We start from the raw sequence: 13234 nt of genomic DNA, 5'->3' as shown, positions 1-13234 counted from the left end.
GCTGGTGATGTGGGGAACGAATTGTATTCCCGACGACGCAATTATTATCTCACGAGTATTTTCCGACTCCGCTACCGGGGTGGGCGTTCCATTCTTGTTCCGGGCTTCGTCACGCCCTGCCCTGCCACCTGCCCGGTAACACGATCGGTCGCACAGTCATGCCGCTGTTGTGCTGGTCAGTCATCGAGCGGCACCGCGCCTTCCCGGGGGTGCACCCGTATCCACCCGACAGTCCGCCCCTGGAACGCTTCTCTGGCGAGGATTGATCAGTAGAGCCAGCCGCCGCCGCGCCGCCGCGGGCGAATGGTTCGCGGCCGGACAGCTGGTCGGGCTTCTGCGAGAGCAGGGCGACGTCGACGAATTGCGCTGCCGCCCCGGACAATCGGATACCACCGTCGCTGAACCACTGATGCATGATGAGGCGCCCCTATTTGCCGCCGAACACGCGCGACGGCCGGCGGTGAGCCGTCACGCGGACCGGATCATGAGGGCTCGCCTCCAGATTGGGAGGTGCTCGCGGTGGGGGATACGTACGCGGCGTGACGCACGCCGGGCGGCCCGAACTCGATGTGACGATGTGCGGATGGCCAGAGTGCTGGCTGAGGCGGCCACCGCCATGCCGCTGCGGGATTCCGGGCTGACTCTCGAGTGGCAGCCGCTCGAATAGGATCGGCTGGACAAGGTGCGGTATGCCGGGCCACGCCGGTTGGGGGTCGGAAGTGCGGTCTGCGCTGGTCATCGGTGGCACGGGGTTGATCGGTCGCGCCGTGGCACGTCGTTTGCTCTCGGCCGGCTGGCAGGTCACTGTGACTGGTCGTGATCCGCGGCGCATGCCTGCTGATCTGGCAGCCGGCGGGGGTCACTTGGTGCTGGTGGATCACGACGATCCCGCCGGTCTGGCGGCGGCCGTGGAGGATGGGCGTGATCTTCTGGTCGACTGCGCCTGCTATACCGCCGCTCAGGCGCGGCTGCTCCTCCCCTTGATCCGCGACGTCAGCTCCACGGTGATGATCTCCAGCAAGGCGGTATACGTCGACGGCGAGGGCAACCACGTCAATTCGGCTGCACCGCCCCGGTTCGACGCAGCGGTGACCGAACAGCAAGCCACTCTGAAGCCAGGCGATATGCCGTACAACTCACCGCAGGGATACGGGGCCAACAAGGTCGCCGCCGAACTCGTCCTGCTCGACAGCGGCCTGCCGGTAACCGTGCTGCGACCATCGAAGGTGCACGGCGAAGGCGCTGCACCACCGCGAGAGTGGTACTTCGTGAAGCGTGCCCTGGACCGCCGGCCGGCGCTTCTGCTTGCCGGCCACGGCAAGGGGGCCGACCATCCATCAGCAGCTGTCAACATTGCCGCTCTCGTCGAGGTCGTCGCGGAACAGCCGGGGCGCCGAATTCTCAACGCAGCCGACCCGGACGTCCCCGACGGGTTGACGATCTCGCGCCTGATCGCCGCCCTGGCCGGACACACATGGCACGAAGTGTTCCTCGACGAGGACGCGCCGCCGCGGCTGGGCAGGCACCCCTGGCACCGGATCCCGCCGATCGTCCTGGACACCAGTGCCGGGCAGGCGCTGGGATACCGGCCGGTGGGCGACTACGCGGCCACAGTCACCGACGAGATCAGCCGGATGATCGACCAAGTCGCCCGGCATCCCGCATGGACGCCATCAGGCATCTCCCCGGAGGCGACGGCGATGTGGTTCGACTATGCGGCAGAAGACAGCTGGCTCCGGACCGACGCGCGTCCGTCGATCTGACAATCATCGCTTGGCCGGACCAATGGATGCCGCTGCGGTCGGCGCGGCCCATCGATGGTTTCTGGCTGTCGCTTTCGTCTCGGGGGTAGTCCTCACGATGTTCGGCGGCCATCGGAGCAACGGGGAGGCGCACCGGTGCGTCTCGTCGTGCTCGTCGATGTAAGCGTTCACAATGTTCCACCGCTCGGCGTCCGTGAACCCTGGGATGAGTTCTTCCGGATCATGCGAAACTGACCCGCCAACTCGGCTGAAAATATGGTTATGCGCCGATATGTAGATGATCCGAGATCATGGTTCATCGACAATCATCTTTGACGTATCGATGTCGTTAGCGTTAACTTCACGCACAATCCCCAGGGTGTCAGCGTGCCCTTTCGGCAGTGGCGCCTGTGATCGTCACCGCGCGGGTTCCGCCGCGCGCGGGTGACTCCGATCCGTAAGGAGTGGACTCATGAGAGCCACGGGTGAACCCCGTACCGAATCGGCCCTGAGACGGCCCCGGCGCACCGTCATGGCCGCCGCGACCATAGCGGCGATGACGATCGGCACGCTCGTCGCGGTGGTCGCGGCTCCCGCGAACGCGGCGACGATCGACACAAACGCCTGGTACACCCTGGTGAACCGCAACAGCGGCAAGGCGTTGGACCTCTCCGGGTCGGCCACCACCGACGGCGCGCGGATCACCCAGTGGACCCGCACCGGCGCCGCCAACCAGCAGTGGCAGTTCGTCGACTCGGGCGGTGGCTACTACCGGATCAAGTCGCGGAGCTCCGGCAAGGTCCTGGACGTCGCGAACCGCTCCACCGCGGACGGCGGCGCTGTCGTGCAGTGGTCGGACAACAACGGGACGAACCAGCAGTTCCGGCTGGCCGACTCGGACGGCGGCCATGTCCGGCTGCTGGCCCAGCACAGTGGCAAGGCCGTCGAGGTGCAGGGGGCGTCCACAGCGGACAACGCCGCCATTGTGCAGTACGCCGACTGGAGCGGCGCCAACCAGCAGTGGCAGCTGGTGCGTACCGACGGCGGGACCGACCCCACGACGCCGGCGCCGGGTGGGAGTTCCGGCTGCGGCAAGGCGCCTACCCTGGCCAGCGGCACCTACACGATCCAGAGCGGCGGCAAGAGCCGGCAATTCATCCTGCGGGTGCCCGCCAATTACAACAACAGCCAGCCGTACCGGCTGATCTTCGGCTTCCACTGGCGCGGCGGCACCATGCAGGAGATCTCCTCCGGCGGGACCAGCGGCGCCGCGTGGTCCTACTACGGCCAACAGGAACAGTCCAACAACAGCGCCGTCCTGGTGGCGCCGCAGGGTCTTGGCAACGGCTGGGGCAACGCCGGCGGTGAGGACGTGACGTTCGTCGACAACATGATCACCCGGATCGAGAGCAGCCTCTGCGTCAACCCCCGGCAACGGTTCGCACTCGGCTTCAGCTGGGGTGGCGGAATGAGCTACGCGCTGGCCTGCGCCCGGGCCACCGTTTTCCGGGCCGTCGCGGTGATCTCCGGCGGGCAGATCAGCGGATGCAGCGGCGGTACGCAGCCGATCGCCTACTTCGGCCTCCACGGCATCTCGGACAACGTACTGCCCATCGCGCAGGGACGGGGGCTGCGGGACACCTTCGTGCGCAACAACGGGTGCACGGCGCAGAGCCCGCGTGAGCCCGCAGCCGGCAGTCGCACGCACATCACCACCACGTACTCGGGTTGCCGGGCCGGCTACCCGGTGCAGTGGGCGGCGTACGACAACGGGCACATGCCCGGTCCCGTGGAGGGAACGTATGCCGAGAGCGGCGTCACGACCTGGACGAAGGGCGAGATCTGGCGGTTCTTCGCGCAGTTCTCCTGAATGATCGACGGTGGTCCGGCCGCTGACCGGTCGGACCACCGCTGCCGGGGGCCACCCTGCGTAAGCCGAGGCGCAAGCGGTTCATGGCCTGTGCGCGGGTGGCGGCCGGAGACCGATCGTCGACGCGTTGACCTACGCTGACCAGACCGTTGGTCCGGATGGGCACAGCGGGACCTCCGCAACGATGACCGTCAGCGCTCGGCCGGTATGAGATGAGGAAAGACCTGACGGACGGCGGCGACAATCCAGTCGGGGCTACCGCCGGTCAAGCGGCCGGCAGCGAGCAGGATCGAGCAGGTTCTCTCCAGATCCGGTGGCGCGGCAGCTTGGGACAGTAGTTTCACGGCCTGCCGCCGGACGACCGCTCGGCGAAATTGCTCGACAGCCTCAGGGTCCTCGGATTCGAGTTGTGGGTAGAGGAGTTCGCCAAGAGGTCCGCCGGACATGACCAGGTCTGGTGGCAGGTCCATCCCGCGGCGGACGGCAGCCAAGGCCTCGTCGATTTCCGGCCGGTCGCGAATCTCCGCCATGGTGAGCGCCTGCTCAACGGCCCAGCAGGCGAGACGGCGCAGTGTCTCCGGCCCGGCCGTTGTGAGATGGGCGGCCAAGGCGGGGTCGATTCCACCGATCTCCTGTCCGGACCACCCCAGACTGCTCAGCAGATAGTGATGAGGCCAACCGGCTGGCAGGTCTTCCGGCTCCTCGTCGTCGAGGTCCCGGTTCTGGCGTAGTTCCTCGACGCGGGCAGAGAGCTCGGCGGCGGTCCACGGCGCAGTGCGACCGTCGCGGTGCCAAGCAGCCGCGATCTGGCCGGTTTGCCGCACGATGCGATCGGTGCCGGCGGCCGGCCAGAATTGCAGCAGGATCTTCTCGGCACTCGACCCGGACGTGGGTTCGCTGACGGCGGCACAGCGGACCTGGTAACTGCCGGGTGGCAGGGAAACCGGCCCGGCGAACTCCTCGAACGCGCTCAGCGTGAGGTCGTCGACCCAGCTGGCGAACCAGACATCCACTATTTCGGACCAGTCGTTGCTGAGCTCCGGCTCGCCGTCGTGCAGCTCGATGCGCACGTCGACCTGCCCGGTATGGGTATCGGTCCGGATTCGCAGCATCTCCGGCACCGCCGCACCCACCAGCCCGTTCACCTGCCCACGCCACGCGTCGACGAGGGTGTCGTCATCCTCCTCGGTCTGCGCGCTGCACAGGGTGAGAAAGCCGTAGTGCACGTTGATCTCGGAGTCCAGAAGGACCTCAACCAGCATGATCGTAGGATCTCAAGAGCCAGGCGTCCAACCACTGAATATGGCACAACTGCCGCATTGGACGTCGTCCCGTATCCCCCTGAATGGGAACCGGGGGAGGTTTTGTTCTAGCGCTCTCGGGTCAAAGCTGGGTGATGCCCTCCGTAACCTCGCAGGCCCGCGGCGCGGCCTCACGCGCCGCCGGCAACACCTGGCTCGAACGGCTGACCCGCGCGGGTTTCCTCGGGTACGGCGTACTCCATCTCCTGTTCGCCTACGTGATCGTGCAGATCGCCGTCGGCGGCCGGACCGCGGACGGCGACCAATCCGGCGCGATGCACGAGCTCGCCGAGGAGTCCTTCGGTGCGGCGCTGATCGTGATCATGGTGATCGGCCTGGTCGCGATGGCGGTCTGGCAGATCCTCGAGATCTTCACGGTGCGCCGCCACCTGGAGCGTGCCGCGTCCGCCGTCCGCGCCGCGTTCTATCTCTATCTGGCCTGGAACGGCGTGAAGGTGCTGCGCGGCAAGAACACGTCCAGCGCGGACACCCAGCAGAACGCGACCGAAGGCCTGCTCGGCTCCGGCCCGGGCCGGCTCACCGTCGTCGGTGCCGGGCTGGTGGTCACCGGGATCGGCATCGGCCTGGCGGTCGTCGGCCTCACCCGGAGATTCGAGAAGCACCTGAAGGTCGGACAGATGACTTCCGCGATGCGTCGGCTGATCGGTCGGCTGGGCATGCTGGGCTACATCGCGAAGGGAATCGCCTACGCCATCGCCGGGGTGCTGTTCGTGGTGGCTGCCGTGCAGTACGACTCGGACAAGGCGCGTGGCCTGGATGCCGCGCTGCGGGCGTTGTCCGAGCGTAGTTACGGCATGTGGTTGCTGCTGCTGACCGCGATCGGCTTCGTCGCGTACGGATTGTTCGCCGTAGCGGAGGCCCGCTACCGCAAGGTCTGAGACCCGCCCGCGCCGATGATCCTGAATCCGCCCGACCCGTCGGCGTTCCTCCGCAATGGCACGATGCATTGGTGTCGTATGAGCATCGCGTCTTCCAGAATCCACCGCCCGCCGCACCGGCCGACGTTCGAGCCGCGCTGGATCGCGGTGACCTGCCGACGGCGCTCGATGCCATGGTCGGCACCGCCCTCTACGACCGGGGCGACTGGAAAGAGTTGCAGGAGCTTCACCTGGAACTCCTCCAGCACGACGACCACCAAGTCAGCGCCCTGGCCGCGACGTGCCTGGGACATCTGGCCAGAGTTCATCGGCAGCTGGACGAAGCCCGCGTGGTGGAAGCACTCCACCGACGTCGATCGACCCCACACATGGCCGCCACGGTGACCGACGCGCTGGACGACATCGAAGTATTCCTCCACCCTCGGCGCACGAGCTGGCGACGGCGGTTATGGAGGGCTTTGACGGCGTACCGCGACCACTAAGTGCTGACAAGGTGCCAAGAGCGTAATGGGTCTCGGGAACCTTGAACCACGAAAGCAGGTCCGGCGCCGGCATCCGGAATTGGGCCCTGACCGCGCGCGACTGCCGGCGGTGAGCCGTCACGCCACGTGACGCACGTTCGCGAGCGCCCGACGCACTATCGTGCCGATGAGAGGACACCCGATCACTCGTGCCGCGTCACTAGTCTATACAGGTCAAGTCCGGCCTCGATCCGACAGAAGGGCTGTCGGTCATCCGCCTGATCGATCCCTGGACTCGTGAGTGACTATGGCCATGCCATTGAGCACGAGAGAGGGTAGCGATGCTGATGGGAATGTTTTTCGCCGCGGAAACCCCGCCTTTGTCCGAGCGATTGCTTGTCTCGGCGGCGGGTCCAATAGCCGGTGCCATCGTTGGCACAGGCGTCATCGGATGGTTGCTATGGTTATTGTCGAACAAAGCGGAGAATGGGCGGAAGGACCTCGAGCTGCAGCACGCGCGGCACGAGCTGGACAACAAGCTGCGACAGGAGTTGCTGACACCATTGCTCAGTGCTGCTGCCGAGTTGTACCTTTCGACTCAGCATTACTGGCGGGCGAAGAATGGAGGATCTCGACAGGAGTTGAAAAAAGTGCGCTTGGTGTTGGACGCACAGTACCTCAAGAGTCGCTCGATCGGTACAGCCTCGGAGGCCAAGTTGAGGGCGCTCTTCGAGACGGAAGAGCCCGCTGAAGCTTGGCATAAGGTCGACGACTTACTGACCGTGAGGTATATGCAGCTAGTGGGCCGGGCGACGCCACGGCTATACGCAGCAAACGCCCGAGATTGTGAGGGAAAAGAGCACTCTGGACTCTCTGTCAGGGAGCTGCAGAACCCGATCAGGTTACTCGCCGAATATCACTCAGCATTGAACATCCTCGTTCCACTTATCCTCGAAACGCCATTAAGGCGCACCAGGCCATCATCTTCTGATCCTGCGAAGTCCGAGCAACGTCGGGCAGAGGGTTGATCCTTCGTAACGCCGCTGCACCTTCCCGAAGCGGCTCGGAAAGTGTGACGCTCACTCAGCTCAGGGGCACACATTTGGTCGCAGAGCGGCCACAGGGAGGCAAGCTGAGTTACGCTACGTCGACCCGTATGCCTACAACAGCCCACGCTCCCTGCGCCTCGAACTCAACAGCCTCTCGGCGCTGCCGCCAATCGCGTTGAGCCTTGGGGTTCCGGCCCGGTGAACGGTTCGACGACTGCTCGCGCTCCCTGCGCCATGATCAGGCGCGCGCAGCTGGTCGTCGTCAAGGCCGGGAAGGTCGTGGTCCCACGTTTCCAGGATCTTCCGTCTCGGCAATACCGCCGCCTTTCTCCTTCACCACAGTTGCGAATTGAACCCCGCGGACCCCTACGCCGGCATCCGGATTTGCCGCCGTCCGTGCGCGCCGGCAACGCTGCGCCGTCACGCGCGGTGGTCTGCGCACTCGGCCGGCCGCCGTCCTGAACTGCCGAGAGTAGTGCAGTCATCGGTGCCCAGAATTACGACTTCGAACAGGCAGTCTTGACCAAGCAAGGCGAACCGTTTCGCGCTGATCTACCGCCTGAACGCCGTGAAGCGCCCCGAGGCACGACAGCCAAAGACCGGCGATCTTGTGGCGATGCGGCCCCGCCACGAGACGTTCGATCCCCAGAAAGCAAGCCGGTCAACGGGCCACAGTGACAGCCGCCGCCGAAGCGGCGGCTGTCACCGCACTAAAATGGCCGGTCAGCCGAATAGGGTTCGGAAGTCCGTGCCGAAGAGCCCCAACAGCCCGACGACCGCGAGGAACGCCCCGACGATCACGGCAAAGACCCGAGACACCTTGACCTGCGTACTGTTGGCGGATCCCTTCCTGGCCGGGAGAGGAACGAACCGGCGGTTCATCACGATCGCGGTAATGCCCGTCAGCAGCACGATGCCTGCGATTACCCTGCCCACTCGTTTCTCCTAGTAAGCGCCGAAGGTGTGCTTGACTCCCGCATCGCCCTCAGAGTTGATGCGTAGGTGTCGATCCCATCGCTCAGTCCGGACGTGCCGCAGGAGCTGGCGATGAACCCTGCGCTGCAACCGGCTTCCGCGGACCAGCCTTCGCTGACGTCGCTGTTCGAAAACATGAACCCTCCTCCGGTGGCGGCACCGGCGGGGGTTCCACCCAGATAGGGATATGGGTGATCGCTGTCGCCGTCGCCCGCGACGTAGCACAGCTTGACACCCGCCTCGCCGCTTGCCATACCCGTGGGGTCGACGTTGTGAGCTGGTTGTCGCCGGCGTTGCCGTTGCCGTTGCCGTTGCCGTTGCCCGGATCATTTACGGCCTATCCACGTCTATGGCAGCGAGGCGGTCCAGTGCTGGCCGGGCATGCGCGTGGCCAGCGGGGCGGTAAGCATCAAACTGCACTGCCGAGAAGGTGACGAGTGCACCCTCATGCCGCAGACAAGGCGCGGCCAGGGTGCGCTGGGCGTGAGGAGTTGAGACGGGCGGCGGTTTGGCTCGGGGAGAACCTCACGAATGTGACCGCCACCCGTCCCCTTGTAGGGTAGGTCCTGGACGGGGCCGCGTTCGAGGACGGTCGCCGTTGGCGGTACGAGGTGTACCGAGCTGCCGCGAGTCGCGTTCTGCTCGACGGTGCCGGAGGTCCACCGGGCATAGCAACGGAATTGCTTCCAAGATCGCGCATCCTTTTCTGGCCGCGGAGAGCGTGCGACCGTCGGCGGGAGCCGCTAGCGTGGTCGATAGCATCCTCGGGTGCAAGTAGTCCTCGATGGCAACCGGGTGAAGCCTGAGCGCGACTTTCACCGCGAGCTGGCGGCCTTGCTTGACTTCGGCCGCCACTACGGCGCGAACCTGGACGCGTTGTGGGATCGGCTGAGTGCCGACGTCGAGCGGCCTGTCCACTTGCATTGGGCTGCATCCGGAACCAGCCGCGCCGCGATGGGCCCGCTGACGTTTGATCGCATCGAACGGATACTCCAGAAGACCGTCGAACAGGACGCGGCCTTCCAACGGACCGACCGTTTCACGTACGAACTCGGGTAGTGTCCCGGCGCTAGTCAGCGCCCTCTCATGGCCGCCGAGAGTGTACGTCGGGTCGAGCGCGCGGCCACGCGCTGTGACGCTAGTGCGTTTCGTCCCTGTGCAACTTCAAGTCGAGCGGAGGACATCTGGTCAGCCCTACGATGGCGGGCATGTCCGTGGCGTTGCAGATTCCCTTCCGGCACCACGACCGCGATGGACAGGTCAGTGTCCTGGTCACGAAGGTCGTGAATGGAATTGATGCGGGGTTCGATATTCTCCCTGGTCTGCCGTTCGGCCCTGAAACGGCGGCGGGGTACCCGAGCATGTCGGCGACAGTGAGCTACGAAGGCGCTGGATACCGAAAGCTGACGGGCTGGATCCAAGTCGTTCACACCAGACGCACATGGGACCACGCCAACGAGGTGGTCGCGAGCGAGGTCGACTCGGGGCCTGTCTGGGCCGAGGCGGACTCACCGTTCTTCGCCCATGGCTACCCGGCGGCCATCTATGACGCGCCGTCCAACAACCTCAACGGAGCCCACCACCTCGAATGGCGTGCGGACACGTTCCTCGTCACCGTTCCTCTACGATCCAGGTCCGAGCCGATCACGCTGCTGGCGTCGTTCGCTTGGGGCTACAACGAATCTGCGGATCCGAAGACGGCACCGTCAATCGTGGCCCCAGTGGCCACGTCCAGGGAACGCTGGCATGAATGCTCCGAAGTCCTCGAACGTGGCTTTCCTGCGTGGCGCTGGGCCTGACCCGCCGCTTCCAAGGTCCGGAAAACGCTGGCAGCAGTCCGCGCCCTCATCTGCCGCCGACTGCGTGCGACTGTGGCAGTGAGGCTTTCCGATTAACGGCCGTTGACAGTGGGTGACGGATTTATTCAGGTGGTGCGACGCACGCTCGTGCCGAGTTGAGTGCACTCACCCGCGCATCAGGAGAGACCTCAAGAACGTCCATAAGTTGGGCCCGGCAATCTCTTCGACGGAGTTCGGGTCCGACATCGTGTCGACGAATGCCACCTTGCCACGAAGCCGGCCGCTGTTGATAAATACGTAGTAGTTGCCGCAACCATCACCGGCCACCGGCAGCCAGCCTAGTTCTCGCCAATACGGATGCAAGGTGAGGTGTGCGGCGATATCAAGGTTTTCCCGATCGGGCCGCGCTCCGAATACACCACCAGCGCAGATAGCCTCTCCCTTGCAAATTCGCAGCCACTCAACAAGCTCCATAGGCAAGGGCCCTCCGAGCCGCCGCTCCAGATCGGCGAGCTCATTCTCGCTCGCGCCTCCGGGCGTCGGCTGCTCTGGTGCGCGCTCGGCCTGAGTAAGTAGGCGCAGAACGGCAGCTCGATCGTCTTGATCTTCCATCGATACAGGATGGCATGGACGAATCGGTATGACTCTCAGACGCATTCGGGCCACTCTTCCGCATCCGCTTCTGCCGCGATCCGCGCGCTCGCACGCTGTGGTGATTCATGCTGCTTTGACCTAAGCCGAGCTCTACGTCGGAGGGATTTGGTGGCCGTGGTGGCCGACTTTTGAGTGAGCGGCACGAGCGGGGCGAGAGCCGCTACATGGAAGCGATCTGAGATCCTTCTCCGATGGAATTGGCAGGCCAGGCCGACACGAATGCCCGATACCTCGCCCTCGGCGAGCTCGTCGACGCAGCGTCGACATTTGAGATGCAACTTCGGGCCGCGCTCTGCGCGCTGGTGGGTAGTAAGTACGCGGCGGTGATCGCGGCCGGCATGATGGCCGGTGAACTGATAGAGAACTCTGCCGCAGTGGCGAAGCGGCATCGCGAGATCACCGAACCTGCACGGTCGAGGCTGACGGAGATCCTCAGCTTAGCGAAAGCTCTCAGTGAAGCGCGCAACCGTCTCATCCACGATGTATGGGCCTTCGGTGGGCCCGAGGGTCCAGTGCTGATGCGCAGCAAGCGTCGTGACCACACTCTTCCTACTTCGGGCACATCGGTCGCCGCGGTGCAGGAGACGGCTCAGGCGCTGCGAGCGGTCACCTTTGACCTGCACGAGGCACTGAGGGACGCCTTCGGTCTCGAGATCGCCACGATTGAATCCCAGCTCCGTTGGGAGGACCACGTCGCGACGATGACGTTGGAAGAGCGCGAAGCACTTGCACGACGGCAGGCAACTGCAGCCGAGAAAATGAAGCAACACGGCGAGTGACGTCTGCCCCCGTGCCTGGGCACTCGACGTTCAGCGGCACTCGTCGCAATATTGATTTCGATGAACGGCTTCGTCCGAGCGTCGCGTAGTCGAGCCCGATGCTCGTTGCCGCTTGCCAGCCGCGCGGTCATGGCTGGACCGATAACCGTACCGACCAAGGTGCCGACGATTCCGGCCACAGCGACGACTGACGTGGCGTTCATACCAGCGCGTGGTAGCGAAAGACTCAGTCCCCGGCTGCCATAACCAAGATCGAGTGACCTCATTTGCCGCATGGTATGCGCTGAACAGACGACGTTACGGCTGACGTACGGTGACGCCGGTCCATCCTGTCGGCACCGTACGTACAGTGCTTGAGGTGATTGACACCCTGCTGCTGGACGTCGACGGGGTTCTGCAGTTCCCGCGGCCTGAGTTCATCGTTGAGATTGAGCGCGACTACCGGTGGGCGTCGGGCTTCCTTGCGTTTCAGCGAGAGCTGCTGCAGGATCCGGGCGAGGAGCGAACGCTGGTCGGCGACGGTGATTTGGTCGATGTCGTCCGACGGTTGCTACCCCGCCACGTGACCGGTCTTAGCGCTGAGCAGTTCCTCGACCGGTGGGTGACCGGCAACATCGCCGTCAACGAGCAGCTACTCGAATGTCTGCCGCAGATTGCTGTGGCACAGATCTTTCTAGCCACCAACCAGGAAGCCGTCCGAGGAGCCAAGGTTAGGCAGCTCTACGCAGGACACCCGGCGATAGCGGGCATCTTGATCTCTCACGAACTTCGTAGCCGCAAACCTTACAGGTCGTTCTTCGACGCCGTTCTGATGCGGGTGCGCCGCCGCGCGTACCAGTGCCTGTTTGTCGACGACAAAGTCACTTACCTCGCCGGGGCCGCCGAGGCGGGCATCGCCACGGTCCACTACCGCGACAATGACCAACTGCTGACGGAATTAGCCCAGCGCGGCCTCCTCACGCCCCCGCGCGCGGAGTAGCAGGCCGGGGCGCAGGGCGACCAGCTGCCCGGCGAACCCGTTGCAACCTGCAGCTTCCTCTCGCCGGACCGGTGGGCAACGCCGGCGCCGCGGACCACGCTGGCAAATGATTAGATGCAGTCAAGATTGAGCGCACTCTCATGCCGCTGGCCGTGCGCGGCTGGCGGTTGCGCGGCTCCGTTGGGTCCCCGGCAACCCGGGATTACTTCACCGAGAGCGTGAAGTTGCTCCTGATCACGCCGTATTCTGCGCGTTCCACCCAGCAACTGAACCGGCATCCCGGAAGGGCCGACTCATCGACGCCTAGCTCAAACGCCAAGGTCGCCGCGTCAGTCCTGCGTACCTTCGAGTCGCCGTCGGTCTCACGAAAATCGGCGATGCCGCCGCGCTTACCGACAACGACATATTCGACTCTCTTGCCGGTCACGCCCCCGTCGCCGCTGTGGCCATCAACGCCATGACAATCGTCCAGCGGGTTACCACAGATACCGCAGGAGGCGGCGTTGACCTTGACGGTCCGTGGCACAGAATGAGACACCTCGGGATCTTCTCATAGGTCAGATCGAGTGCGCTCTTCTGCCGCCGATAATGCGCGCTCGAGGCGGCAAGACTGCTCCGTGTCCCGGTCTGTGCTGGTGGATGTGGCTGGCTAGTGCGGTGGCCACGAACGTTCACCGGGTCGGCGACACACCGGGTCACGTCCGCCGGTAGCTGCTGGCGAGGGCT

13 protein-coding genes are annotated in these 13234 nt (G+C 64.8%); 9 read left to right on the top strand and 4 right to left on the bottom strand.

The annotated features are described in order from the left end of the window. The first annotated feature begins 689 nt into the window (after window positions 1–689). Together KXC43_RS05300 and KXC43_RS05295 are read left to right on the top strand one after the other, a co-directional pair. Entirely contained in the window at window positions 690–1763 is a 1074-nt protein-coding gene (locus KXC43_RS05300; protein WP_221374800.1) for an NAD-dependent epimerase/dehydratase family protein, read from the top strand. A gap of 451 nt (window positions 1764–2214) precedes the next feature. Next, complete coding sequence (locus KXC43_RS05295; RefSeq protein ID WP_255643565.1) at window positions 2215–3612, top strand: RICIN domain-containing protein; 1398 nt, start codon at window positions 2215–2217, stop codon at window positions 3610–3612. A 191-nt stretch (window positions 3613–3803) separates the two neighbouring features. Here the strand turns inward: KXC43_RS05295 and KXC43_RS05290 are convergent, their stop codons facing one another. After that, complete coding sequence (locus tag KXC43_RS05290; protein WP_221374799.1) at window positions 3804–4874, bottom strand: hypothetical protein; 1071 nt, start codon at window positions 4872–4874, stop codon at window positions 3804–3806. 134 nt (window positions 4875–5008) lie between these two features. Here KXC43_RS05290 and KXC43_RS05285 point away from each other — a divergent pair, with 134 nt between their 5' ends. The 3 genes from KXC43_RS05285 to KXC43_RS05275 all read left to right on the top strand — a co-directional run bounded on the left by KXC43_RS05285 (window position 5009) and on the right by KXC43_RS05275 (window position 7301). Continuing rightward, a complete protein-coding gene (locus tag KXC43_RS05285) occupies window positions 5009–5812 on the top strand; it encodes a DUF1206 domain-containing protein (protein WP_221374798.1) in 804 nt (267 codons plus the stop codon). A gap of 71 nt (window positions 5813–5883) precedes the next feature. Then, complete coding sequence (locus KXC43_RS05280; RefSeq protein ID WP_308128968.1) at window positions 5884–6294, top strand: hypothetical protein; 411 nt, start codon at window positions 5884–5886, stop codon at window positions 6292–6294. 320 nt (window positions 6295–6614) lie between these two features. After that, window positions 6615–7301 carry a hypothetical protein gene (locus KXC43_RS05275; RefSeq protein ID WP_221374796.1) on the top strand — a complete coding sequence of 229 codons (687 nt, stop codon included), beginning with the start codon at window positions 6615–6617 and terminating at the stop codon, window positions 7299–7301. A gap of 744 nt (window positions 7302–8045) precedes the next feature. On the opposite strand, the gene KXC43_RS05270 is transcribed toward KXC43_RS05275, so the two are convergent. Next, on the bottom strand, window positions 8046–8258 hold the full coding sequence (locus KXC43_RS05270; protein ID WP_221374795.1) for a hypothetical protein: 213 nt from the start codon (window positions 8256–8258) through the stop codon (window positions 8046–8048). An 807-nt stretch (window positions 8259–9065) separates the two neighbouring features. On the opposite strand from KXC43_RS05270, the gene KXC43_RS05265 reads away from it, so the two are divergent. Both KXC43_RS05265 and KXC43_RS05260 read left to right on the top strand, forming a co-directional pair. Beyond that, the gene (locus tag KXC43_RS05265) at window positions 9066–9356 is read left to right on the top strand and encodes a barstar family protein (RefSeq protein WP_221374794.1); all 291 of its coding nucleotides are present in this window, start codon (window positions 9066–9068) and stop codon (window positions 9354–9356) included. 149 nt (window positions 9357–9505) lie between these two features. Beyond that, window positions 9506–10096: a hypothetical protein gene (locus tag KXC43_RS05260; protein ID WP_221374793.1), complete on the top strand. Its 591-nt coding sequence runs from the start codon at window positions 9506–9508 to the stop codon at window positions 10094–10096. Between the two features lie 165 nt (window positions 10097–10261). Here KXC43_RS05260 and KXC43_RS05255 read toward each other — a convergent pair whose 3' ends face one another. Continuing rightward, window positions 10262–10708, bottom strand: coding sequence for an SMI1/KNR4 family protein (locus KXC43_RS05255; protein WP_221374792.1), 447 nt, complete (start codon window positions 10706–10708; stop codon window positions 10262–10264). A gap of 233 nt (window positions 10709–10941) precedes the next feature. Here KXC43_RS05255 and KXC43_RS05250 point away from each other — a divergent pair, with 233 nt between their 5' ends. Together KXC43_RS05250 and KXC43_RS05245 are read left to right on the top strand one after the other, a co-directional pair. After that, a complete protein-coding gene (locus tag KXC43_RS05250) occupies window positions 10942–11529 on the top strand; it encodes a hypothetical protein (protein WP_221374791.1) in 588 nt (195 codons plus the stop codon). A gap of 358 nt (window positions 11530–11887) precedes the next feature. Beyond that, entirely contained in the window at window positions 11888–12508 is a 621-nt protein-coding gene (locus KXC43_RS05245) for an HAD family hydrolase (protein WP_221374790.1), read from the top strand. 202 nt (window positions 12509–12710) lie between these two features. Here the strand turns inward: KXC43_RS05245 and KXC43_RS05240 are convergent, their stop codons facing one another. Next, window positions 12711–13034: a hypothetical protein gene (locus KXC43_RS05240; protein ID WP_221374789.1), complete on the bottom strand. Its 324-nt coding sequence runs from the start codon at window positions 13032–13034 to the stop codon at window positions 12711–12713. Window positions 13035–13234 lie beyond the last annotated feature (200 nt).

The sequence above is a fragment of the Paractinoplanes polyasparticus genome, assembly GCF_019710575.1.
Classification (GTDB): domain Bacteria; phylum Actinomycetota; class Actinomycetes; order Mycobacteriales; family Micromonosporaceae; genus Actinoplanes; species Actinoplanes polyasparticus.
The sequence above is the reverse complement of the archived record's forward strand: the minus strand, read 5'-3'. Positions and strand labels throughout refer to the sequence as shown.